The following is a 22,792-nucleotide window of genomic DNA, read 5'->3' on the forward strand; positions in this document are numbered from 1 at the left end:
ATATAACCTTAAGTTATTTCATTTGTTCTTATACTTAACTATCGAAAAGACGGCTTAAACCATTGAAAAGGTATCCTATGAACCACGCACAACAAGCGATAAAAGAACTCATCGAACAAACAGAAAAAAGCGTCATTGGACAAAGCCACGTGGTTCGAGCTTTAGTCATCGGGTTATTAACAAATGGGCATATTCTGCTAGAAGGTTTACCGGGAACGGCAAAAACACGTTCCGTAAAATCGTTGGCGAACTTGTTAAACACCAGTTTTGGTCGAATCCAGTTTACGCCGGATCTTTTACCATCTGATGTGACGGGCACTGAGGTTTATCAAGAGCTGGATGGCAAGCCGCAACTACACTTTCAGCCAGGGCCAATTTTTAACAGCATTGTACTTGCTGATGAGGTCAACCGTGCACCAGCCAAAGTACAAGCGGCACTGCTTGAAGCCATGGCCGAAGGCACAATCACGGTAGGCGATAAAACTCACGTATTGCCGGACTTATTTATGGTGCTTGCAACGCAAAACCCAGTAGAGCAAGAGGGCACGTACCCACTGCCAGAAGCGCAAATGGACCGCTTTATCATGAAGGTTACCGTCGATTATCCAGAAGATGACGCCGAACGTGACATCATTCGTTTGGTGCGCAGTGAAGAATTGGGTGCGGAAACCAGCAGCGAAATTATTACGCCAAAACACATTGAGCCAGACGTGGTGCTAGAAGCGCGCCGTCAGTTACCAAACATCGTGGTATCGGACCTAGTGGAAAACTACATCGTTGCGTTAGTGATGGCGACTCGTAAGCCAGAGCGTTATGCCGATTCAAAATTAGCAAAATGGATTGAGATTGGCTCTAGTCCTCGTGCTTCCATCGCACTCGACAAATGCGCTCGTGCGTATGCGTGGATGCAAGGACGTGACCATGTGACTCCTGACGATGTGCGTGCCATGGTTCCGTCTGTATTGGGCCACCGTTTTTCTTTGACCTACGACGCACTAGCAGACGGAGTCGATCACCAACGAGTCGTACAAGAGCTGCTAGATTGTGTAGAAATTGGGTAAGTGGGAGGCATTATGGCTAAGCCAACTCTTGCGCCAAAATCACAGGGGATGGATCCCCGTTTGTACTGCGATTACGCTCGTTTAGTACGTCTGCAAGCACAAGCAGAATCATTCAGTTTACTTCCTCACCTAAAGGCGGGTAGCGTACTCTCTGGCCGACACAATTCGTTGTTTCGCGGTCGTGGATTGAACTTCGAAGAGCTGCGCCATTACCAATTGGGTGACGATATTCGTAACCTTGATTGGAAAGTTACGATGCGTACGGGTAAGCCGCATGTACGCAGTTATACAGAAGAAAAAGATCGCAACGTAATCGTGTGTGTCGACCAGAGAAGCACAATGTTTTTTGCTTCGACGCAAGTAATGAAATCAGTTGTCGCGGCAGAGATCGCAGCGATGTGTGGGTGGCGAGTATTAAAAGATGGCGACCGAGTCGGTTTTGTCATCGCATCCCAGCAGGCGTTGTTTCACAGCAAGGCACAGCGTTCGCAAAACGATCTTCTGGCGCAACTTAAACGTCTCGCTAAAGCCAATCAATCGCTCAATGTGGACTCCCGCAATTCCGAAAAAGCAACGTTCAGTCAATGGATTGAGCTTATTAAACGCATGAAGCTCAAGCAATCTACTTTGATTTTTATCAGCGACTGGAGCGACTGCGAGGAGCACCATCTTGATCACCTTAAACAGCTACAACAGCACAACGATGTTCTTGCAGTGATGGTCTGTGACCCATTAGAACAAGCGCTACCAGACGATTTGGCAAAATCGAAATGGGTGGTTGGTGATGGGCAGTATCAACTCAATTTAGACAGCAAAGCAAAGGTAGAAGCTGCGAGCGCAAAGCTTGAGGCTCGAACTAGCTTACAGCGTCAATCACTCTCTCAACTTATGGCGATGAAACACCTTCCGCACATCGAACTCGATACGACAGGTGAGCACATTAAACAATTCCAAAAACTGGTAGGAGGGCGTTAAATGAGTGATCTTCCTACGCCTCCGAGTACCTACATACTCAGAGAGCTGCATGATGTGGCTGTACCACCCAGCGTGAGTTGGTACCCGCAAACTATTGGCTGGAAAATTTTAGCGGCGGTTGTGCTCATTGCATTGGTGTATGTCGTATATCGATTGGCTCGGCAATGGTGGCATAATCGTTACCGAAAAGAAGCTCTACTGGCGATTTCGCAAATCAAATCGAGCGACAAAGACATGCCAAAAGTATTGTTCTCTGTGCTTAAAGTAGTGCTGATTCATATTGATAGCCGCAACGCGAAATTGTTTGATACCGCCTTTCTGCGCAAGCTCGATGCGCTGTATCCGCAAACCGAAGATTCTCAAGCAAACTCGCAAATGGTTTTTAACGATGAGCTTTCAAAGTGCTGGCTACAAAGTATTGTTGACCCAAGCGTTACGCTAACCAACGAAGAGCGAGTAACGCTTATTGCTCGTGCGAAAAACTGGGTGAGTGAGCACCGTTGTGATGCTCAAAAAAGCGCGGCAAATAAATCACCACGATTGAAACGCAAAGCACATCAGGGAGGTCAACATGAATGATCTTCTTGCATCGATAACTGGTTTGTCTGGTTTTGAATTTGCTCACCCAATGTGGTTTCTGGTTTTGCCCTTGCCGTTGGTGGTGTACTACTTGGTGCCCGCATATCGCACTAAGCAAATGGCGATCAAAGTGCCGTTTTTTAGTCAGCTGGTGGAAGCGATTGGCGAGACGCCATCAGAAGGTGCAAGCCAGTTGACCCCGAGTTGGTGGCAGCGAGCAACGTTAATTCTTTCATGGCTTTTGGTGGTGTGTGCGATGGCAAAACCCACCGTGTTAGGCGAGCCTCAAGTTCGCGCGAGTTTAGGCCGCGATGTGATGGTGGTGGTGGATCTTTCGGGCTCCATGGCCGAGCCAGATTTCACCTCACGTACAGGCGAAAAAATTTCTCGTCTTGATGCGGCAAAAGAAGTGCTGTCGGAGTTTGTTCAGTCTCGTAAAGGTGACCGATTAGGCTTGGTGCTTTTTGGTGATGCTGCTTTCGTGCAAACGCCATTTACCGCAGACCAAAAAGTGTGGCTCGAACTGCTTAACCAAACCGATGTGGCAATGGCAGGGCAGAGTACCCATCTTGGTGATGCGATTGGCTTAGCGATTAAAGTTTTTGAGCAAAGCGATAAGTCGCGTAGTGCTTTAGAACAAGACCAAAACCGTGAAAAAGTCGCGATTGTATTAACCGATGGTAACGACACGGGCAGTTTTGTTGAACCGATTGATGCGGCGAAAGTTGCGAAAGCCAAAGGCGTGAGAGTACACGTCATTGCGATGGGCGATCCGGAAACGATAGGTGAAACCGCGTTGGATATGGACACGATTCATCGCATTGCGAAAGAATCTGGCGGTGAAGCGTTTGAAGCACTCAACCGTGATGAACTATCGGCTGCCTACGACGAAATTGGCAAACTGGAACCTCAACTTTACGAAAGCACCACATACCGCCCAAAACAAAGCCTTCACCATTACTTGATGGCGTTAGTGGTCATCATGCATTTGCTCGCGTTCAGCGTCGCAACACTTAAAAGAAGGGCTGTTACACGATCATCATTAGGAGAGAGCGATGTTTGATTCTCTTAGTTGGACGCAATTCTTTACGCAGTTTCATTTTATTCGACCACTGTGGTTACTGGCTTTGATCCCCATGTTTTTCTTGGTGTGGTTACGCTGGCGAGAAGAAAGCGAGCCAAGCTGGAAGGATATTCTGCCCGAACATTTACGCAATGCTTTGACGATAGGTGAGCGAGGCTGGCGTAAGCAACTGCCGCTTAAGCTCTTGATGCTGATTGTGTTCATCGCCATTGTGATTTGTGCAGGCCCAACGTGGCAACGAGAACCTTCTCCCTTTGGCGAAGATAAAGCCTCTATGCTTGTGGTGCTTGATAACAGCGACTCGATGCTGCAAAAAGATCTCCCACCAAGCCGCCTTGAGCGTTCCAAACAGAAAGTACGCGATTTGCTAGCCGTGCGAAAAGGCGGAAAAACGGGTTTAGTCGTGTTCGCGGGCAGTGCTCATGTCGCAATGCCTATAACTCAAGACAGCAAAGTATTTGACCCATTTTTGGCGGCCATTACGCCAGAAATTATGCCCGTGCAAGGTAAGCTTGCCGAAAAAGCCTTGCCGTTAATTGATCAACAATTGCAAGGTCAACCAGGCTCCACCGTTCTGTTGGTGAGTGATGGCGTTAATCCAGCCACGATTGAGCAATACCAAGCGTATTTCTCGGGCAAACCTTATCAACTGTTAATTCTTGCGGCAGGGAATGCTGACATTGTGAGTAACAACCCAATGGATTTGGATTCTCTACAAAAACTGGCTAGTCAGACTAACGGTCGATTGGTGGAAGTGACTGTCGATAATAGTGATATCGAGCAACTGAACCGATACGTTGAGCGCAATATGCAGCTTAATGGCGAATCTTCAATGCCTTGGAAAGACATGGGTTATCAACTTCTGTTTCCAATCGCGTTGATCATGATGCTGTGGTTTAGAAAAGGGTGGTTAGTGCAGTGGTGCGTGATTGTAATGATGAGCGGTACACTGTTGATGCCGACCAGTGCAATGGCGGAGAACATTTCTGTTAAAGCCGAGCAGCCACAAGTTGTGCAAAAAGTGACGACCTTCGACAAGGTGGCGCAATGGTGGTGGGATTTGTGGCTGACGCCAGACCAACAAGGACAGCGTTTGTTCAACCAACAAGCGTATTTAGAAGCTGCAAAACACTTTGTCGATCCATTACGCAAAGGCACGGCGTACTACTACGCTAGCGAGTTTGAGCTCGCGCACAGCGCGTTTTTGGAAATGCAAAACGACCCGTCCGAAGAGGTTCGAGATTACGGTCTTTATAATGCGGCGAGTGCATTGGCGCGTCAGCGTGAATATTTGGCTGCACGTGACTTGTTAAAATCCCTAGCCAACAAGCCAACGTTGAGCGAGAGGCTAAGACCGGATGTTGAGCATAACTTGAAAGTGATTGGTGGTATTGTAGAGGACATCAACCGGATGAGTGAGAGTCAGGCAGGAACGGAGCAAGAAGCATCAACCGAGCTAGGCGATAACCCTCAAACCGCAGAAGGGGCGGATGAAAAAACGTCAGCGGAGTTGATGATTAAAGAGACGTTAAGTGCAGACGACATCTTAGGTAGCCAAGAATTAGCCGACAAATGGTTAAAGCGAGTCGAAGCGGATCCTAAATACTTCTTAAATGCGAAGTTTCAGATTCAATTGCGTTCAATAGAAACCGGAGAATCAACCTCTACTGCGAACGAAAATACAGAGGAGGCGGTGCAATGATGAAAAGCCACCGTTTTACGCACTTTGCTTTACCCTTGTGGTTAGTTATCTGTTTCGGTTTCCTCCTGAGCAGTAGTGTGTTGGCTCAAGATATTCGTGACGTTCAACGAGAGCATGGTGTTGAGTTACAAGCGTGGGTTGGTCAACAACCAACGGCTGGAGAGAAGCGGAAAACACCAAGTTTTAGCGTCAATGAGCAAATTATTTTAACCATCGAAGTGGCAACGCCGCGTTGGTTTACGGGTGGTACGAGAATTGGCAATATTGAAATACCCAATGTTATCGCCAAACAGCGTAATCAACTAGCAACCAACTTTACTGAGCAAAAAGAGGGACAAACTTGGTCGCGTCAACGCTGGGAAGTGACTTTGTATCCTCAAGCTTCTGGTGATTTTGTGATTCCACCTGTCGCAGTGGGCGTTCAGGTGTCGGCGCCGGACGGCGAGAAGGTGTCAGGCACACTTTACACGCAGCCGATTAAGTTCAAAACCGTATTGCCATCGGGCCTGCTGAGTGGTGAGACACCTTGGTTTTCTGCAACAGATGTAGAGGTAAAGCAAGAGTGGGATACCTCCACTGAGTCACTCAAAGTTGGGGATGCAATCACGCGTAAAATCACCATTTCGGCTCAAGATTCACTATCTGTATTGCTACCAGACTTGTTGAAAGGAGAATCAACAACCCGTTATCAAGCGTATCCTCAACCCCACCGTTTGACAGATACGCAAACACGTGGTGATTACCAGTCAACACGCACAGAAGAGAGCGTGTACGTGATTCAACAAGGTGGTGAATTAACCCTGCCGGATTATGAGTTCCGTTGGTGGAACAGTAAGACTCAGCAAGTGGAAACGGTGATGTTAGAGGGCAAAACTTTTGCCGCGAAGCACACGTTGAAGTCCTTCATCAGAACGTACTTTGAATGGATTGTTTCCACGCTTGTGTTGCTGGGTTTTGTGATTATTTCATTGGTAGCCATTAAACGTTACTACCGCAACAGACCGACACCAGCATGGCTGACGTTCCACCGTTTGTTAAAGGCTAAACGTTGGTCTGAAGCAAGGACCATATTGTACAAACAATTGCGTTTAAATACGGCCGAGCTAGAAATGACCAAAGCCGATACGAGTGAATCGTGGCAAAAAAGTGCGTCGCGAATGCAAAATGGTGAAAATAGCGCTCATTTACTGAAGTCGATGTGGCGCAAAGTCCAGACCAAACAAAAACGCTTTAAATTCCGTATTCCGCGAGCGTTACCAGAATTGGACAAAGTCATTGGAAGAGATGGCAATGAATAAAACGGGGCGCTAATATAGCGCCTCGTTTTTATTAAAGAATAGAGTTCAAATGAGCCAAGAGTTTATGCGCCGCGCATTGGAAGTGTCCAAAAATGCGCTTCCTGAATGTCAACCCAACCCGCCGGTTGGCTGCGTGTTAGTGAAAGACAATCAAATCGTTTCTGAAGGTCATACTCAAGCGATTGGTGGCAATCACGCGGAAGTGGAAGCGCTGAATGCGTATCAAGGCTCGTTAGAATCGGTGACGGCATACGTTACGCTGGAACCGTGTTCGTTTGTTGGTCGCACGCCAGCTTGCGCGGTGACATTAGTCAAATCCGGCATAAGCAAAGTCGTCGTAGCCATATTGGACCCCGACCCGCGCAACAGTGGTCGAGGTATTGAGATTCTAAAACAAGCAGGTATAGAGGTAGAAACGGGTTTGTGCGGCGAGGAAGTCAGCGAGTTTCTTACCCCTTACCTAGGCAGAGCCTAAGTCAAGCTTTACGTTGCACTATGGTGCCAGTTTATGTGGTGAATGAAGTGCGTCAAAATTGAGTTAAAACTCATTAAAACAAGCGATACCGCCCATTTATTGCACTTGGCTACGTGAAGGATCATGCTGTTAGATTAAAATAGAGAAAGTGACTTTTGAAAAATTTAATAGCATGAAACCGACCGACCTTAATCTTATTCCCATTTTCACTGCCATCTATGAAGAGCGTAACTTGTCTCGGGCGGCGGCGCGTTTAAACATCACCCAGCCTGCGGTGAGTAAAGCGCTTGCAAGGCTACGTGATATCTACGATGACCCATTGTTTCATCGTTGCGTTAAAGGTGTCGAGCCTACCTCGTTTGCGATGGATATTTATCCTGCTCTTCTAGCTTCAGTACAAAATTTCACTTCGACATTATCGGCCTCTAGTGAGTTTGACCCTAAAGTGTCGAATCGAGTGTTTTCTATTGCCTGTGTGTCCGTTGCAAGTTTTGAGTTGCTACCTCAAGTCATGAAACAAATCCGTGTGTCGGCGCCAAATGTTGCATTAGAAGTGCATCCGCTTTTTACGGAAGATTTTGAAAGTGATCTGCGGTTACAACGATACGATTTGATCATTGATATCACACCAAGAGCAAGAACGGTGCTAAAACTGGAAACTGTACTTACGGAGCGTTTGGTGGTGGTATGTAGCGAAGCGCATCCACGCCTGAATGACGAGATTACGGCTGAACAATTTTTTGAAGAAGAACACGTAGTGGTTTCGCAGTGGCAGAGTCGTAAGAGCTTGTTAAACGCAGATGACATTGTCGACTTGGATAAGAGAAAGATTAAGTATCGAGCCTCAGGCGTACTAGAAATGCTCCCAATTATTTGTGGTAGTGAATACATTGGTTTAATGCCAGAGTCGATGATCAACTTGTTCAATAACACCTATCATGTTAAATCTTTATCAATGCCATTTGATGAACAAATGTATGAGCTTTGTACAATCTGGCATCCTAGTCGCACAAACGACAGCGCCCATCAGTGGTTGCGTTCACAGATTAAGCAAGCAGGAAAAGTCATCAACCAATAGGAAGTGCAATGAAAAAGACAATACGTGCCATCCTTAACGGAAAAAAAGCTGGGAATTCAGAGTTAAGAGATGCAATCATGAAAATGAGAGAAAAAGGCATCGACGTACAGGTGCGTGTGACGTGGGAATCTCAAGACATGCCGCGGCTAGTGAAAGAAGCGGTTGATGAAGGCATTGAACGTATTGTTGTCGCTGGTGGCGATGGAACCGTCAATGAGGCGGCTTCTGCGGTTATTCAAATTGACGAAGAAAAACGCCCTGAGTTAGCCATTATTCCCCTTGGTACCGCCAATGACTTTGCTACCGCTATTCAAGTACCTAATTCCATTAAGGCGTCTTTATCTCTTGCTGTTGAGGGGCAGTCCGCTTTGGTCGATTGCGTCAAAGCGAACGATCGCTGCTTTATTAACGTGGCAACAGCAGGGTTTGGCGCAGAAGTTACAGCAGAAACGCCTGTTGAACTCAAAAACTTTCTTGGCGGTGGAGCTTACACGCTAACTGGTGTTGTAAAAGCACTTGGCTTTAAACCATATGACGGAACAATAACGATTGAAGGTGGTGCGTATCAGGGAGAAATGTTGCTCGGTGCGTTTTGTAATGGGCGCCTTGCTGGAGGTGGGCAAGAGTTAGCTCCAAAAGCGATGATTAATGATGGGCTGATGGATCTAACATTGGTGCGCCCATTTTTACCTCATGAGCTGCCTAAAGTAATCGACGAGATCAATAACCCGAGTGAGAAAGGAGAGTTTGTGAAGTACACAAGAGCAAGCTGGTTGGAGATAGACTTCCCGAATCCATTACCTCTTAATTTAGATGGAGAACCCTATCATTCGAGAACCATTAGATTTGATGTTCAGCCTAAGAGTATACGATTAGTCGTACCGCAAGATTGTCCTTGCTTGACTAGCTAAACGAGCGTTTTCCATGATTATTGCTTAACACAGCCACTAAAATGTGGCTGTGTTGCTTGTGTTGAGGTATCGTCAACTTCTTAACGTTTTTGAATGGTCTCAACGTCTATCTGCGTAGTTGTCCAATCTGAGTCAACCTCTCCTCGAATCATTACGGTATCTTTTGGTGTCACTTCTTGACCCATCCAATCTTCGTTGTCGATCTCTACTTCGATTTCACCAGTGTTGTCTTTGAACAAGTAAGTCTCGTTACCAAATGATTGAACAATATGCCCGGTTAGCACTACAGCGCTGTCGTCGGTTGCGTTGCGCGCCTCTTTCACCGTATTGATTGCACTGACTTCTGGGCCATTAAACGCGGCGAAAGCCGAGCTTGAAAGTAGGGCAAGCATGGATGTTAACAATACTCTTTTCATTATCCTCTCCTGATATTAGAAGTAATAAGTTGTGCCTACATTAAAGGATGCAGTGTTTGCGTAGCTGTCTAGTTGGTATTTTGCGTTTACACCTATGGTGAGCTGCGGGAAAATTCTGTATTCCGCACCCACTGAGAACATTGCGCCTAGCTCGTTGTTTTTCTCCGCGCTATGGAAAAGCGTGTTGGTCATTTCCACATCGTCGTTCGTGACAAGTTCGTATTCTTGATGTTTAGAAACCTTGGCGTTGTATTCCGTGTACGTTAGACCCGCTTTGAATTTTGTTGTCCATTTATCATTTAATGCATAGTTAAACACAGGAGCCAACGACACTTGCTTGGCTTTGATTGACGCATCCCAATCCATTTCATGATGGTAATCTTTGCCATCGATTGACTTGATACCTAGGTTTTTTGAACGACTATCATCAAGGTCAAACTGGCTGTAACCCAGTTCCAATGCCCAGTTGTCATTAAATGCGTAACCGACAAAGCCTGAGAAAATACCGTCTTCAAGCTCAGGGTTGAGTGTTACGTTGTCAGTTGAAAAGTGAGGTTCCAAATCATGGTCAGTGGTGCCTAGTCCATATTCCAGACCTACATAAGGAGCCGCAGATACCGAAACTGAGCAGGTAACAAGTAACGCAAGAAGTGTTTTGTTCATTTTATTTTGCCTCTTCAAATCAACTTAGTGAGTAGAAGCGCATTTTGTGTGAAGAAGCGTGAAGCGATCGTGAAGAAACGAAAAAATGTTTAGAAAAAAGAGCAAGGGGCGATAACCGAGGGGCGGTTTGAGTGAACAAACACCAAGCTCTTTATATAGAGTAAGTTAAGTTGCTGCGACGTAACACACCGCAAACGGGACATTAAGGCGAGTAAACTCTTTGATCCAACGCCATTGGTTATCCTGGAGTTTATCGCCAGGGCCTTTCACTTCAATCCACTCGAACTCGTTTTCTTTAAAAGCAATGAGATCCGGCATCCCATTACGGTAAAGCTTAAGGTCGCTCAATTGTATTTTGAACAGCGCCATCAGCATATTGGTTGGGATAGTGTTGAGTGCTGTTTCGAGTAGCTCTTTACTTATTAAATTCCAATGTACAAATGGATTACTGATGCCAAACTTCTCATCGTATTTTGTCAATAACATCTGGGTGTTGCCCGCTTCTAGTTCGGCAAAAGCGGTGTCTATCAAAGCTTGGCGCTTGGTAACAAAATCCGAGTGATATAAATCTAAAGGACGGTGTTGATAAGCGTTAATGAATGCCCCTTCAATAGGAGCAAAAATCGCATCCCAAAAAGTGAGACCAAGTAATGCATTAAGCAGTGCATTTTCGGCGTAAAATACAGTCCAGCCTAAGGACTCAAAATACGCTTTGCTGGCGAGTTCGACTCTCTGTTGAGATAAATCCAGTTCAAGGCGGTATTCCGTACAGGTTGGCTTCGTCACTCTTGGCACTTTCTCGCCTTGTTTTCGTTTTAACCGTTGCTCAAGTTTTTGTGCAACTTCGATCTCAGACACATCGATCGGTGAGTTAAGCATATCTGTGACAATGTCACAAAATAAATCATCATGGTTTAATTTGTCATAGATACGTGCGCGTCGTTCTCGGCTCGGTGTGAGTTGAGTTTGGCCAAATAGATATAGGGCGGTCTCTAGATCATTAAGCCGTTCGTAATCACGTGCTATGTCATTCAACATGTGCTCGCGTTTACGATCTACGTAACGGTGTTTAACGGGCTGAGGCATTGCCTCAATTAATAAGTCGAGATTGGCTTTGTCTTTTCGGTCAAATTGCCAGTACAGGTTGGCCAACTGGCTCAGTTCAATTAAGCGGTCTATTTGCTCACGTGAATCAAAGAAACGGCGCACTTTACTCAATTGATATTGCTCGAACTGATGCAAACCTAAGTCATCAAGCACAAACTGACTTAAGTCTTGATGGGTGTTGGCAAAAAACAGAGTGAGTAACACGTCGATCATATGAGCAGAATTGAGTTTGACGATCGTAAACTCAAGCCGCTCTATACGATCAAATTCCGTATTACTCAAATGTTCGACAAGGGCGTCTTTCTTGAGTGATTTCGGCAGTTCGGGATAAAGCGCGGAGATTTCTGGTTTGGTCAGTAAATTAGCCGCTAACTCTTGATGAGAAAGGGGTGGGGAAAGGGCTACAAACTCATGCTGACTCAATTCTGCCAGTGCTTCATTGATAGAAGGTATTTCTTGATAACTCAGCTTATCACTTCGAAACCAACATCCCTTTCGGCTGTATAAACGCACCAAAAGGCACTGGGTGTGTTTGCTCAAAGAATCAAACGAGCAAAGCCATGCGTGTTCTTCCTTGGTCAGTAAATCGCTGTACCAAGTTACTGCGTGATGAGTCAGCTTAAAGAAGTTCTCTAGATAGTAGTCTGGTGCAAGTTCGATAGGGCTTTCCATAAACGACCGATAACAAAAAAAGGCTTAACCCATAGGTTAAGCCTTTTTGCTATCAAATCAATTCGCAATTATGCGTTTTTTAGCTGTGCTACTTTCGCTTCAGACAATGGCTTAGTGATGAACGCAAGTACGATACATACTGCCATCATTGCCGAAGAAATTGTGTAAGCCAAGGTGTAGCCGTCGCCATTTGTCATCGAGAAACCAACAACCGCTGCGCCGATTGCACCACCGATACCCCATGCTGTGTAAAGTACGCCGTAGTTAGTGCCGTAGTTTTTCAGACCGTAGAACTCAGCCGTTAGAGTAGGGAATACCGCTAGAAGTGTACCGTAACCTACCGCTGCGATTGCTGTACCGATGATCAGTGTAAACTCAGAGTCGAACGTCGCGAACAGCACCATGTTTACGCCTTGTAGAACGAACGCAAGTAGAAGCGTACGAACACCGCCGATTTTATCTGCAAGCATACCCGCGGCAACACGACCGCCAGAGTTAAATACAGCAAGAATAGACGCTAGGTAAACCGCGTTTGGCAAGTTTGCTTGAACGCTTGCGATTGTCGTGATGTTACCGATGATCATTAGACCAACAGAAGCTGCAAACGCGTACATGATCCATAGAGAGTAGAACTGTGGCGTTTTCAACATTGCTTTCCAAGTTAAGTCATCTGACTTTTTCACCGCTTTAGGTGCTTGGCCTTCTTTTACTTTAGGCTCCGCAGGTGTGTAGTCTGCTGGTGGGTTGTTGATGGTTGCTGCAAGAGGAACCGCAATCGCTAGGATACCAACACCAAGAACCATAAAGCTAGTTTGAATGCCCATGCTGTCTATTAGCGCAGAAGTTACTGGCGCAAGGTAAATAGCCGCTAGACCAAAACCTGCCGCAATAATGCCGTTAACCATACCTTTCTTCGAAGCGTGGAACCACTTCATTGCAGAAGGTGATAGGCATGCGTAACCAAAACCGATACCTGCACCTGTGATCACACCGAATGTAATGTTCAACATTAGTGGAGAGTTCACAAAGCCAGAAGCGATCATGCCCAGACCTGTAAGAATAGTACCTAGGATAAGGATCATTCGAGGGCCCATGCGGTCTTGAAGAATACCTGCAATAAGAAGACAGATAGAGAAAGTGATGGTTGCAGTTGCGTAAGGTGCAGAAGCTTCTGCAGCACTCCAGCCTGATTCAGTTACCAGTGCCTTGTTGAATACACTCCAAGCATACAGGATGCCAAGACAAAGGTTGATACAGAACCCTGCTAACAGGATGCGCATAGCTTTATCAATCTTGCTCATTTTTATTCTCAGTTTTTCCTCTTATTGGCAATGCCGCAAAGAAGGTTGGTTTAAAGATGTTTTTTCTCAAAATTAGTTTGCGTTTTTCAACGTTTAACGCAATGAGCGCGGATTATAACCAATAAATATGTGATTGGAATCTCTTTTTACGGTTACTGATAAAATAATTTGCAACATTAAAAGTGGATGTGAATTCATGGTTTTGTATGTAGTAAGAACGTTGTAAAAAAGTGATATTTTTTGTTCGCTAATAACGAATGATGAGTCAAGACAGAGAGGTTTTACGCTGTTGAGTGCACAGTTCACATTTCAAATAAAAAATTTCAAAATGTTTCCATGTTAACCATCTGTAACAAAAATGGCGAATTTATCATCTAACTGTCGTAAGTATCAGATGCAAAGGGTTTCTTAATTTTTAATTGTTAACCTTTTGTAATAATTGAAGCTGATTAGCTTTTGTGTTCATTAAGTGAGCAAAAAAGTAACTTGTAATTGCTGATTTTAGGCGCAGAATATAGTGAAAAATGAGTTTTCATTTATGAAGGGATGCTTTTTAGATTTGTTGTGAGGTGACTTATGAAACTGTTCCTATTACTCATGGCTTCGGTATCCGCTGGTATCGCATCAGCAGACCACATCCATTCATTTATGTTGGGCTTATCTATTGCTTCTTTAGCGGTAGGTAGCTGTTATTTCTTCGCATTTCGCAGCTCGCGCTTTCCACAGCTTGCTTTATTCCTACTCATTTGCGGTATGCTTTCTAAGTTGACGATAACCGTAGTCGGTGTGATGTGGGGAATGTCCGCGGAATTAATCACGTCTCCAATCGTATTCGCACTTTCATATTTATTCTTTTCGCTTGCCGTTACCTACTTATGGTTTAGCTACAGAGAGAGCATCACTAAGATTCCTGACCGATTTAAGTCAGCGTAAATCAACACATTAGAATAAAAAAAACGCCAGCGCATTTGCTGGCGTTTTTAATTAAACGTAATTTTGTTCGGATATTGCTTTTAGTTTGATCGTGGCAATACCGTTAGGCACTCATTGGAACAAGCACCATAGTACCAATAATCACCGTGATAAGGCCTGCTAGAACTGGAACGGATGTGCGTTTTACAACCTCAAACGGGCTGATGTTTGCCATACCTGATGTCGCAACGATTACGCCAGATACTGGTGAGATAGTACGGCCTAGGTTTGATGCTTGAAGCATCGGGATAATTAGGAAAGCAGGGTTTAATCCCATTTTCGCAGCCAAAGATGGTGCTAACTCCACGAACGCATAAAAAGGCGCGTTACCCGAACCCGTTGCAATTGCTGCTGCAACTGTCAATGCAGTTAGAATAAGCATTAAAGCAACGCCGCCTGCACCAGCATTATCTGCTAGATGAAGTAGGTTATCGATAGCTCCGATAGACATCAGACCTTGTGCAAAAACCCCTGCGGCAACCAAAAGCATCACAACGCCTTTGAACGCATCAGCCATGCCTGCGTAACAAGAATCTAAATCTTCTAGTGATTTCTTACCATCGAACTTATTTACAACATAATGGATCAGAGCTCCAAGGAAAATCGAACCAACCACAATAGTGTAGATGTCTAGACTAAGTCCTGGAATGGTACGACCGTTGAATAGGAAAACGCCGATGATAGGTAGAAAAGGAAGAGCTGCATAAAACGCTGGTGCGTCAGCTTTGATCTCTGATACATCAATTTTTTCCATTGGTGTATTTTCTTTCTTATCTAAGTATTTGTTCCAGAAGAACGCTGCCGCTGCCATGACGATGATTGCGCAAATAGAAACAGGCAACACAGTTTGTACCGCAAACACATCAAGCTCTAAACCAGACTTTTCTGCTGCGATAACAACATCACCAGAAGTAGGAGAAAGGATGATTGCCGCTGGAGAGGCACACACTGCAACGGCTGCTGGACGAGAAATGCCCATCGCGACCATCATTGGGAATAATGTCGCCATTAATAGTACGCCAAGGCCTGTTGCAGAACTTACCGCAAGAGACATTAAACACGCCACAATGTAAGCCGCTACCAAAAGGACGTAAGGAGACTTGATGACAGAAAGCGGTTTAGAGAACTGTTTCACTACCACGTTGTTCGCGCCGATATGAGTCATGTATGACGCAAAACCACAAAGCAGCATGATTTGCATACCAAGACCGCCACCGCGGTATTGAAGCATGTATTTCACGTATTCAAGCGCATCTGTCACCATGTTACCAGTTGAGGTGATTTTTGACGGCAGCACGTCGTGCCCCAAAACGCCAGTCATAAGAAGTAAAGCAATACCAGCGGTCAGTAACACGCCCGCAGCTTTATAGCCTTTGACAATAAAGTAACCCACCGCAATGGTAACCACTAAGCCAATTAAGAGCTCTAACATAGGGATCTCCGAATGTTATGTAAAAAAGAAAGAAACTGTTTCAGTTTATGACAAGGAATTTACAGAATTCTTAGCTGTGGCACGAGACAAATATGGGGCTTGCATGATCTGAGACAAATAATAATTTAATAAATAATTTCGTTAGATTGTATTGTTGGAATTTGGTTTTCTAAGTGTTATGTGCTGGTTTGAAGCTATTTATAGGAAGGAAAATATGACTAGGAAAGTGAATGAATAATGAGTGAATTGATTCACAATAGGAAAAAGACTTTACTCAATAAGCAATTATTGGAAAACACTCTTCACAACAAAAAAGCTTCGCCGAAGCGAAGCTAAGTAATCGTAAGAATGAGGATAAACTATGCGTATCGACGAACCATAAGGTTCCAACTACGTTGCTGCCGTTCGAACTCTGCTTTAATTTGCTGGTACTTCATTTTCGTTACAGAACATTCGTATTTCTTTACCACACTGGCAGTTTTGGCACCGAGTACTTCTTTGCGCATCTCGTAGTATTCCTGCATGTGATGAACTAGAGTATCAAACTCGTGCTGCAGCTGATCGAGGATTGTTTGCGTGTTCGGTTTCGATTCTAGCTTTTCTCTTGCTTTCTTCAAAAGTTGACTCGCACGGGCTTTTTCAATTCTAAATGTAGGCGTTGTGCGCAACTTAGATGTGAGTCCTAGCCAAGAACATGACTTTATCAACCACTTCGTTGGGTCGTAATGCCACCAATACACGCCATTGCGATAGTCATTCTCGAAAATATGATGGAAATTATGGTAACCCTCTCCAAATGTGAAAAAGGCGAGTACACCATTATCGCGAGCAGTGTTTTTGTCTGTGAAAGTTTGCTTACCCCAAATATGTGCGAGGGAGTTAATGAAAAAAGTCGTATGGTGACTCATAAAGAGTCGAGCCGCACCAACGACCAATAACATCCCCCAGATATCACCGTAGATCAGTCCGAGCATGACTGGGAAACCAATATTAGTCAGTAGGGCAAGTGGAACATAATACTTATGCTGCCACATGACGATTTTGTCGCGCTTTAGGTCACGGCAGTTTGTATATTCGTTTTCCTTTGACTTATTGTAATCACGTAACATCCACCCAATGTGAGAATACCAAAAACCCCGCTTGGCTGAGTACGGATCTTTATCGTTATTGTCGACATGTTTGTGATGCACACGATGATCAGAAGACCAATGTAATGCACTATTTTGCAAAGAAAATGCTCCTCCAATCGCAAAAATGGCGCGCAAAATAGGATGAGCTTCGTACGTTTTGTGGCTCCAGAGACGATGATAGCCTGCTGTAATAGAAAGGTTAGTGAAACTAAATGCAATCACTCCCCAAATTAGATGTTCCCAACCTAGTCCAAAATGATATGCATACCAAGGCATTACAATAAAAGTCAGAACAAAACTGGCAGAAAATATTAATGTATTCAACCAGATAATAGGTGGTTTGTTTTGAGTCACAGGTGTATCCCTAACTTTGAGCTAACAACTGTTCGCTAGAATATCAGCGTACACATGTAAGTCAAATTAAAGTTAGACAAATGTGACTATTCCTTTGGGTGTAGATTAAGGAACTTGATGGGATATTTTGCTTTTAATTGAATAATGAGTAGTATTAAAAAATGAGCTCTGGCTTAAGGTGTATAAAATCTGCCAAGAAACAAGTGTTATAAAGGTGGAATATACCGAGACTCTATAAAGAAGCAAAAATGTAAGAAAATAGGAATACGTAATGGATTTACGATTAGCGGAATATAAGGACTACGAGCGCATTGCGCATCTTCATGCGGATAGCTGGAAGCGTCATTACCGTGGCATTCTTAGTGATAACTATCTTGAGAAAGAAGCGATTGACGACAAACTACTGATTTGGCAAACCCGTTTGACCAACCCACCATTCAATCAGCACATTGTCTTGGCGGAGGAGGGAGGTTTGCTACTTGGCTTTGTTTGTGTGTTCGGCAACCATGATTTCGAGCGTGGAACCTTTATTGACGCATTGCATGTTGATGACAGTTACCGTGGTCGTGGGATTGGTAAGCAGCTATTACTTGCTGTCGCCGAATGGCAACAGCAGTACTTTAAAGACACAGGTCTTTATTTAGAAGTTGTGTCGCAAAACATTTCTGCGATTGAATTCTATCGCCACATTGGTGGACAAGAGGATCAAGAGCGAACTTGGCGCGCACCTGATGGCAAAGAGGTGTTAGAAAAAGTATTCCGTTGGAAGAACGCCCAGTCATTAGTTAGTGGGATTGAGGAAAACGTGATTTACTCCTAACCTAGCGTTCTGAAACACTAGATAAGAGCAGTCTCAACACTGCTCTTTTTTGTTTATACACCCTAAAGTTATGTTTTTATTAAAAGCTTTCTAGAAGTTAACCCCCATGGCTTTTAGTTCGAGCTCACATTGCTGAGCATTTTCAAACTGAATAGCAGCCATGCCAACCGCTCGGGCACCTTCAACATTGTAAGGCATGTCATCAAGAAATACTGTCTCTTCGGGGTTAAGCTGATACTTTGAAAGTAGAGTTTGGTAGATCTCCGCTTGTGGTTTTAGTAATTGAACTTCAGAAGAGATGATTGCTCCATCAAACAGTGGCCAAAACTCATAAGTAGTACGAAGGTGTTCCACAATTTCGTTGATGTTGTCTGTGAGCGCATATACGCCATATCCGGCTCTTTTTACTCGTTTTAACAGCTCTATACTGCCGTAAAGTAATATTTGAGTGTGTTTTACATAATAAAAGAAGCGGCCCATTTCTTCCGTCGTTACTTGGTGTTCACGTTGATAACGCTGTTTTGCTTCCCTTTCGGAGATCGTCCCTTTATTTAAATCTTTCCAGATTTGTGATGAAAATAGCATCTGAGCCATTTTCTCTGACTCTACGGAACCACCAAATGTTAAGCGAACGATTTCTACTGGAGACCAGCGTACCAATACATTACCTACATCAAAAATGACATTTTTTATCTGGACAGAATTCATAACACATCCCAAGCCAATTGTTCTTCACCACGCTATATGCGGTGAGTACTGTTTTTGAATCGTTGGAAAGTCGTGCCAAAGGCGCGACTTAAGTTTCTTGCACAAAATGAGATTAACATCCAATTGGATACAGAGCGATTATCGCAAAATTGCACTAAACTATATGCAACTTTGTTTATTTGGTTGTAAATCAAGTGTAGCTGTCTTAAAAGATTGAAACTAAAGATAAGTATTGCGAGCTGTTTACGTCATTTCGCGCTGCTTATAAATGATGATTAATATATAATTAGTTAATAATAAAACGATAAAAGTGAATCAAAATCACACTATTGTGCGTCAGGCGGAGTAAGCAAAACAGATTATATGGACTCGATACGTAAGGTTTATCAATATGCAGAACCAAACCTAACTCTCGTTGGCTGGATGGGGTTTCTTGGCTTTCCGCTGTACTACTTTGTCTGGGAGTTTGCCTTTCCACAGGCTTATGAAAATTTACCTCTTAGATTGTTTTGCTCGTTATTGTTTTTCGGCATCATTTTTAGAAACCGCTTATCATCGACTTGGAGAGATTATGTTCCTATTTACTACCAAGTGACGATAACGCTGTGCTTACCGTTTTTCTTTTTTTATATGTTACTGATGAATGACTGGTCCAATGTATGGGTTATGTCGTTTATGTCTGCAATTTTCTTACACATTTTACTGGTTCATGTTACTAGGGTCATGTTTGCTCAAACCTTTGCTGGGATAGGTTTAGCAACATTCTTCGCTTGGGTTGCAAAAGGGTTCCATCTTGACTTGACCATGGATTGGACTCATGTGCCAATCTTTCTGTTTATTTATGTCTTCGGTAATTTGTTCTATTTTCGTAACCAAGTTGAACATGAAGCGAAAGTCTCGCTGGCAAAATCATTCGGGGCAGGGATTGCACATGAAATGCGTAACCCGTTGAGTGGGCTTTGCACTTCAATAGATGTTATCCAGTCGATCTTGCCCAACATGAAAGAGGCAGGAAAAGAGCAGTACGTCATGAGTGTAGAGGATGTCACCTTATTACGTGAAGTGAGTCAGGATGCAATGAACATTATCCAATCGGGTAATGAAACCATCGATTTATTGCTAACTTCGATTGATGAAAATCGAGTTTCTCGTTCTAGCTTCAAAAAATATTCAGTTCACTCGGTCGTTGAACGGGCAATTGAAAGCTTCAGTTATAAACGTGCCACTGATCGATTTGCCATATCGCTGGATGCGAGAAGTGAGTTTGAGTTTCTAGGTAGTGATACATTACTTAAATACGTTATGTATAACCTCTTCAAGAATGCCTTCCATCACCGTAAATCTGAAGATTTTCACATACATGTATCCATGATAAGTTCAGAACGCTTTAATCAAATTGTTGTAACCGATAATGGTGCTGGCATTGCTCCTGATGTTCTACGCAATATCTTTCAAGACTTTTACACCACTGGCAAATCAGGAAGTTATGGTTTGGGTCTACCGTTTTGTAAAAAAGTCATGCGTTCATTTGGGGGGAACATTGAGTGTCAATCTCAGTTAGGGGAGTGGTCTCAATTTACGTTAACTTTCCCACTAACGACATCTGATACCGTTACTGAAATCAAAAACGATCTGACTAAACTCAAAACCATTCTAACGGTGACTAGCCAAGATATCTTGGTGTCTAAAGTAACAGATATTAGCCGTTTTATGGGCTTTGACTCGACGATTTTAGATGCCAACCAAGTACTCAAAAAGAAAGAGTACGAGTTCGAATTCGATCTGATTTTTATCGATCTTGAGAGCTTAGATCCAAGAGCAAACCAATTGGATAGATTAGAATCTCTCTTGTCTTTCACTGAAGCACGCATAGTTTATCTTTTTGAGCATCATCCGACTCAGAGAGCACGTAAGGCTGCATATGAACCTATTTGGATCGAAACGCAAGCCTGGTTATTGAATACTAAACCAACTATTGAGCGTCTCTTATATGATTCAAGCTATGTATCGACACCAACGGCCTCGGTGACGTTAGATAATTCAAATAAGCGCACAATTATGGTCGTGGATGATAATGAATCTTTGCGTAAATTCACGGCAATGTTACTTGAAAAGCAAGGCTTTGAAGTGATTCAGAAAGAAGACGGGCAGCAGGCTCTGGATACACTAGAGCAAGAAGATGTTGATCTCATTCTGATGGATATCGAAATGCCAATTATGGATGGTGTAGAAGCGTCTAGGCGAATTCGAAGCTCGGATAAAAACTATGCGTCGGTACCTATTATTGCGCATACAGGGGATAGTTCACCTGTCACGTTGGACAAAATTGGGTCTTCGGGTATGTCTGACTTCATCGTAAAACCGGCGGATAAAAATCGTTTGTTCGATAAAATCGCAAACTGGATCTAATCATTCGCGACTTGTTTTCTTGAGGCGAGTTGCTCACAACGAATAACACGAATAAAGAGCTCAGCAAAACTGTTGAGCTCTTTAGTTTTATCTACACACTAACTTACACAAACTCTAAGTCAGGGTGTGCAAATGCTTGTTGGCAGACAGTGAGTACATGATCAACTTCAGCAGCTGTCATGTCTGCATTGACTGAAAAACGGATGATGTTTTTGTTCCTTCCAGTTGCAGGGCGGCAAAACACTGCGCCGTAAACATTTCGCTCTTCGAGAAAGTCGCGGACTCGCTCAGTGTTTCTCTCGTTACCACATTCTAATGCGATAATTTGTGATTCACTGCGAATAGTAAATCCAATGCGTTTTAAACCAACGGCTAAAGACTTGGCTCTTTCAAACAGAATATCTCGCTTATCATCTGATTTTCTTATGACGTCCAGTGTTTTCTCTAGCCGAATGATCTCTTGCGGTAATACGGTAGAACTAAATATTGCAGGGTACGCCACAAATGGAAGCGTCTTCGCCAGTTTTTCTGGGCCTAAAATCGCGCCAGCACGATAAGCAAATGTCTTGGCAAGACTAACGGTAATAAAATCTACCTTATGAGTTAAGCCAAGACCCTGCAGTATCCCCGCACCTTGTGGACCGTGTGTACCTAAAGAGTGTGATTCATCTACAACCAGGCCGCAGTCAAACTCCTGTGCTATTTCGTAGATATCACGTAGAGGAGCGATGGTCCCGATAGTGCTGTAAACCGAATCCACAACAATGATCCCTGAACCGTGACGTGAAATCTGTTTTCTTAGGTGACTGGTGTTGTTATGCATGAACGGATGAATTTGTGCTCCGGCAATACGTGCGCCTTCCCACAAAGACATATGTGCAAAGAAATCAATGTACACAGGTATGTTCGGTGCACAAATAGTCTGCAATAAACCGACATTCGCAGCCCAACCAGATTGAGAAAGTAGACAACTAGGCATACCAACGAAACTGGCTAGTTGCGTTTCAAATACAGGTTTCGATTCATCGTCTTGTAAGAAAATCGCGGACATCACGACGTTGTCATCGTGCTGGGAAATCGCATCACGATGCGCGTTTTGAATCTCCTTATTATGAGACAGTGCAAGGTAATCATTGCTTTGCAGGACAACGGCATTACACGGTGGGCGTTTACCAAGAACAAGGTGTTTTTTGTTCTCATTCGGTTCGATTAGATCTTGAATATAAAAATCTAGGCGTTCCTCGATAAAGGAGGGAAGTGGTTTGCTTTGTATAGTTTCACTCATAATAAATCTCTTCTTCATATGGAAAAACGCCAGCGCTGACACTTATTCATATTGCGGATTTTGGGGAGAGTGTCACTAACCAGGTTGCATAAGTTTGCAGACCCTTGCAAACTCGACATTTGAGGGTTGGATGGTGGCTGTAACTCTATAGGGGCCCGGGGTCTAAACTAGTTTGTGCTTAAAGTTTATACGGCGATTTTGCGGTGTTTTTTCGTGCTTCATATCTGGGATTTTGGATGAGGAATATAAAGTTTGAAAAGTGAAAAAAATGGGCGCATTAGATAGTAAATTACCACCTTCTAAAGAAGGTGGCTTTGTGTGAGCCCCCTAAAAGGGGGCCTTTGTTTAGTCCAGCGCCAA

Annotated in this window: 20 protein-coding genes; 12 read left to right on the plus strand and 8 right to left on the minus strand. The window is 43.9% G+C overall.

Annotation, left to right across the window (positions count from 1 at the left end):
* Nucleotides 1-77 precede the first annotated feature (77 nt).
* The 9 genes from R7Q11_RS23260 to yegS all read left to right on the plus strand — a co-directional run bounded on the left by R7Q11_RS23260 (nucleotide 78) and on the right by yegS (nucleotide 9,163).
* On the plus strand, nucleotides 78-1,061 hold the full coding sequence (locus R7Q11_RS23260) for an AAA family ATPase (protein ID WP_213879841.1): 984 nt from the start codon (nucleotides 78-80) through the stop codon (nucleotides 1,059-1,061).
* Nucleotides 1,062-1,073: 12 nt separating this feature from the next.
* Nucleotides 1,074-2,036: a DUF58 domain-containing protein gene (locus R7Q11_RS23265; protein WP_225466753.1), complete on the plus strand. Its 963-nt coding sequence runs from the start codon at nucleotides 1,074-1,076 to the stop codon at nucleotides 2,034-2,036.
* A complete protein-coding gene (locus tag R7Q11_RS23270) occupies nucleotides 2,037-2,615 on the plus strand; it encodes a DUF4381 domain-containing protein (protein ID WP_054729304.1) in 579 nt (192 codons plus the stop codon).
* Nucleotides 2,608-3,678, plus strand: coding sequence for a vWA domain-containing protein (locus tag R7Q11_RS23275; protein ID WP_171342901.1), 1,071 nt, complete (start codon nucleotides 2,608-2,610; stop codon nucleotides 3,676-3,678). The genes R7Q11_RS23270 and R7Q11_RS23275 overlap by 8 nt, the downstream gene beginning before the upstream one ends.
* Nucleotides 3,671-5,401 carry a vWA domain-containing protein gene (locus tag R7Q11_RS23280; protein ID WP_033906483.1) on the plus strand — a complete coding sequence of 577 codons (1,731 nt, stop codon included), beginning with the start codon at nucleotides 3,671-3,673 and terminating at the stop codon, nucleotides 5,399-5,401. Before R7Q11_RS23275 ends, R7Q11_RS23280 begins: the two co-directional genes overlap by 8 nt.
* On the plus strand, nucleotides 5,398-6,699 hold the full coding sequence (locus R7Q11_RS23285; protein WP_047101415.1) for a BatD family protein: 1,302 nt from the start codon (nucleotides 5,398-5,400) through the stop codon (nucleotides 6,697-6,699). Before R7Q11_RS23280 ends, R7Q11_RS23285 begins: the two co-directional genes overlap by 4 nt.
* Nucleotides 6,700-6,748: 49 nt before the next feature.
* Nucleotides 6,749-7,174: a bifunctional diaminohydroxyphosphoribosylaminopyrimidine deaminase/5-amino-6-(5-phosphoribosylamino)uracil reductase RibD gene (locus R7Q11_RS23290; protein ID WP_047101417.1), complete on the plus strand. Its 426-nt coding sequence runs from the start codon at nucleotides 6,749-6,751 to the stop codon at nucleotides 7,172-7,174.
* A 172-nt stretch (nucleotides 7,175-7,346) separates the two neighbouring features.
* Nucleotides 7,347-8,252 (plus strand): LysR family transcriptional regulator, encoded by a 906-nt coding sequence (locus R7Q11_RS23295; RefSeq protein WP_005376541.1) that lies wholly within the window; start codon nucleotides 7,347-7,349, stop codon nucleotides 8,250-8,252.
* 8 nt (nucleotides 8,253-8,260) lie between these two features.
* Nucleotides 8,261-9,163 (plus strand): lipid kinase YegS, encoded by a 903-nt coding sequence (yegS, locus tag R7Q11_RS23300; protein WP_154204310.1) that lies wholly within the window; start codon nucleotides 8,261-8,263, stop codon nucleotides 9,161-9,163.
* An 80-nt stretch (nucleotides 9,164-9,243) separates the two neighbouring features.
* Here yegS and R7Q11_RS23305 read toward each other — a convergent pair whose 3' ends face one another.
* The 4 genes from R7Q11_RS23305 to R7Q11_RS23320 all read right to left on the minus strand — a co-directional run bounded on the left by R7Q11_RS23305 (nucleotide 9,244) and on the right by R7Q11_RS23320 (nucleotide 13,322).
* Nucleotides 9,244-9,579, minus strand: coding sequence for a YgiW/YdeI family stress tolerance OB fold protein (locus tag R7Q11_RS23305; protein ID WP_017635355.1), 336 nt, complete (start codon nucleotides 9,577-9,579; stop codon nucleotides 9,244-9,246).
* A gap of 15 nt (nucleotides 9,580-9,594) precedes the next feature.
* Nucleotides 9,595-10,242: an AcfA family outer membrane beta-barrel protein gene (locus tag R7Q11_RS23310; RefSeq protein WP_054574626.1), complete on the minus strand. Its 648-nt coding sequence runs from the start codon at nucleotides 10,240-10,242 to the stop codon at nucleotides 9,595-9,597.
* A 165-nt stretch (nucleotides 10,243-10,407) separates the two neighbouring features.
* Nucleotides 10,408-12,021: a VRR-NUC domain-containing protein gene (locus tag R7Q11_RS23315; RefSeq protein WP_154204312.1), complete on the minus strand. Its 1,614-nt coding sequence runs from the start codon at nucleotides 12,019-12,021 to the stop codon at nucleotides 10,408-10,410.
* A 68-nt stretch (nucleotides 12,022-12,089) separates the two neighbouring features.
* Nucleotides 12,090-13,322, minus strand: a complete 1,233-nt coding sequence (locus R7Q11_RS23320; RefSeq protein WP_213886107.1) for an OFA family MFS transporter — start codon at nucleotides 13,320-13,322, stop codon at nucleotides 12,090-12,092.
* Nucleotides 13,323-13,898: 576 nt separating this feature from the next.
* On the opposite strand from R7Q11_RS23320, the gene R7Q11_RS23325 reads away from it, so the two are divergent.
* Complete coding sequence (locus R7Q11_RS23325; RefSeq protein ID WP_005376535.1) at nucleotides 13,899-14,255, plus strand: hypothetical protein; 357 nt, start codon at nucleotides 13,899-13,901, stop codon at nucleotides 14,253-14,255.
* A gap of 103 nt (nucleotides 14,256-14,358) precedes the next feature.
* On the opposite strand, the gene dcuC is transcribed toward R7Q11_RS23325, so the two are convergent.
* Together dcuC and R7Q11_RS23335 are read right to left on the minus strand one after the other, a co-directional pair.
* On the minus strand, nucleotides 14,359-15,726 hold the full coding sequence (gene dcuC / locus R7Q11_RS23330; RefSeq protein WP_005376528.1) for an anaerobic C4-dicarboxylate transporter DcuC: 1,368 nt from the start codon (nucleotides 15,724-15,726) through the stop codon (nucleotides 14,359-14,361).
* A gap of 359 nt (nucleotides 15,727-16,085) precedes the next feature.
* Nucleotides 16,086-17,210: an acyl-CoA desaturase gene (locus tag R7Q11_RS23335; RefSeq protein WP_115386608.1), complete on the minus strand. Its 1,125-nt coding sequence runs from the start codon at nucleotides 17,208-17,210 to the stop codon at nucleotides 16,086-16,088.
* A 271-nt stretch (nucleotides 17,211-17,481) separates the two neighbouring features.
* Here R7Q11_RS23335 and R7Q11_RS23340 point away from each other — a divergent pair, with 271 nt between their 5' ends.
* Complete coding sequence (locus tag R7Q11_RS23340; protein ID WP_005376525.1) at nucleotides 17,482-18,030, plus strand: GNAT family N-acetyltransferase; 549 nt, start codon at nucleotides 17,482-17,484, stop codon at nucleotides 18,028-18,030.
* Nucleotides 18,031-18,120: 90 nt separating this feature from the next.
* Here the strand turns inward: R7Q11_RS23340 and R7Q11_RS23345 are convergent, their stop codons facing one another.
* Nucleotides 18,121-18,738, minus strand: a complete 618-nt coding sequence (locus tag R7Q11_RS23345) for an HAD family hydrolase (protein WP_025767847.1) — start codon at nucleotides 18,736-18,738, stop codon at nucleotides 18,121-18,123.
* 363 nt (nucleotides 18,739-19,101) lie between these two features.
* Between R7Q11_RS23345 and R7Q11_RS23350 the strand changes: the two genes are divergently transcribed.
* Entirely contained in the window at nucleotides 19,102-21,147 is a 2,046-nt protein-coding gene (locus R7Q11_RS23350; RefSeq protein WP_025767846.1) for a response regulator, read from the plus strand.
* A gap of 103 nt (nucleotides 21,148-21,250) precedes the next feature.
* On the opposite strand, the gene cqsA is transcribed toward R7Q11_RS23350, so the two are convergent.
* A complete protein-coding gene (gene cqsA / locus R7Q11_RS23355; RefSeq protein ID WP_017635350.1) occupies nucleotides 21,251-22,432 on the minus strand; it encodes an alpha-hydroxyketone-type quorum-sensing autoinducer synthase in 1,182 nt (393 codons plus the stop codon).
* Nucleotides 22,433-22,792: the final 360 nt, after the last annotated feature.

This window comes from Vibrio sp. 970, from assembly GCF_033339075.1.

What these genes read in the sequence shown, in the direction of transcription:
- R7Q11_RS23260 (WP_213879841.1), top strand. Translation starts at nt 78, where the DNA reads ATGAACCACGCACAACAAGCGATAAAAGAACTCATCGAACAAACAGAA.
- R7Q11_RS23265 (WP_225466753.1), top strand. Translation starts at nt 1,074, where the DNA reads ATGGCTAAGCCAACTCTTGCGCCAAAATCACAGGGGATGGATCCCCGT.
- R7Q11_RS23270 (WP_054729304.1), top strand. Translation starts at nt 2,037, where the DNA reads ATGAGTGATCTTCCTACGCCTCCGAGTACCTACATACTCAGAGAGCTG.
- R7Q11_RS23275 (WP_171342901.1), top strand. Translation starts at nt 2,608, where the DNA reads ATGAATGATCTTCTTGCATCGATAACTGGTTTGTCTGGTTTTGAATTT.
- R7Q11_RS23280 (WP_033906483.1), top strand. Translation starts at nt 3,671, where the DNA reads ATGTTTGATTCTCTTAGTTGGACGCAATTCTTTACGCAGTTTCATTTT.
- R7Q11_RS23285 (WP_047101415.1), top strand. Translation starts at nt 5,398, where the DNA reads ATGATGAAAAGCCACCGTTTTACGCACTTTGCTTTACCCTTGTGGTTA.
- R7Q11_RS23290 (WP_047101417.1), top strand. Translation starts at nt 6,749, where the DNA reads ATGAGCCAAGAGTTTATGCGCCGCGCATTGGAAGTGTCCAAAAATGCG.
- R7Q11_RS23295 (WP_005376541.1), top strand. Translation starts at nt 7,347, where the DNA reads ATGAAACCGACCGACCTTAATCTTATTCCCATTTTCACTGCCATCTAT.
- yegS (WP_154204310.1), top strand. Translation starts at nt 8,261, where the DNA reads ATGAAAAAGACAATACGTGCCATCCTTAACGGAAAAAAAGCTGGGAAT.
- R7Q11_RS23305 (WP_017635355.1), bottom strand. Translation starts at nt 9,579, where the DNA reads ATGAAAAGAGTATTGTTAACATCCATGCTTGCCCTACTTTCAAGCTCG.
- R7Q11_RS23310 (WP_054574626.1), bottom strand. Translation starts at nt 10,242, where the DNA reads ATGAACAAAACACTTCTTGCGTTACTTGTTACCTGCTCAGTTTCGGTA.
- R7Q11_RS23315 (WP_154204312.1), bottom strand. Translation starts at nt 12,021, where the DNA reads ATGGAAAGCCCTATCGAACTTGCACCAGACTACTATCTAGAGAACTTC.
- R7Q11_RS23320 (WP_213886107.1), bottom strand. Translation starts at nt 13,322, where the DNA reads ATGAGCAAGATTGATAAAGCTATGCGCATCCTGTTAGCAGGGTTCTGT.
- R7Q11_RS23325 (WP_005376535.1), top strand. Translation starts at nt 13,899, where the DNA reads ATGAAACTGTTCCTATTACTCATGGCTTCGGTATCCGCTGGTATCGCA.
- dcuC (WP_005376528.1), bottom strand. Translation starts at nt 15,726, where the DNA reads ATGTTAGAGCTCTTAATTGGCTTAGTGGTTACCATTGCGGTGGGTTAC.
- R7Q11_RS23340 (WP_005376525.1), top strand. Translation starts at nt 17,482, where the DNA reads ATGGATTTACGATTAGCGGAATATAAGGACTACGAGCGCATTGCGCAT.
- R7Q11_RS23345 (WP_025767847.1), bottom strand. Translation starts at nt 18,738, where the DNA reads ATGAATTCTGTCCAGATAAAAAATGTCATTTTTGATGTAGGTAATGTA.
- R7Q11_RS23350 (WP_025767846.1), top strand. Translation starts at nt 19,102, where the DNA reads ATGGACTCGATACGTAAGGTTTATCAATATGCAGAACCAAACCTAACT.
- cqsA (WP_017635350.1), bottom strand. Translation starts at nt 22,432, where the DNA reads ATGAGTGAAACTATACAAAGCAAACCACTTCCCTCCTTTATCGAGGAA.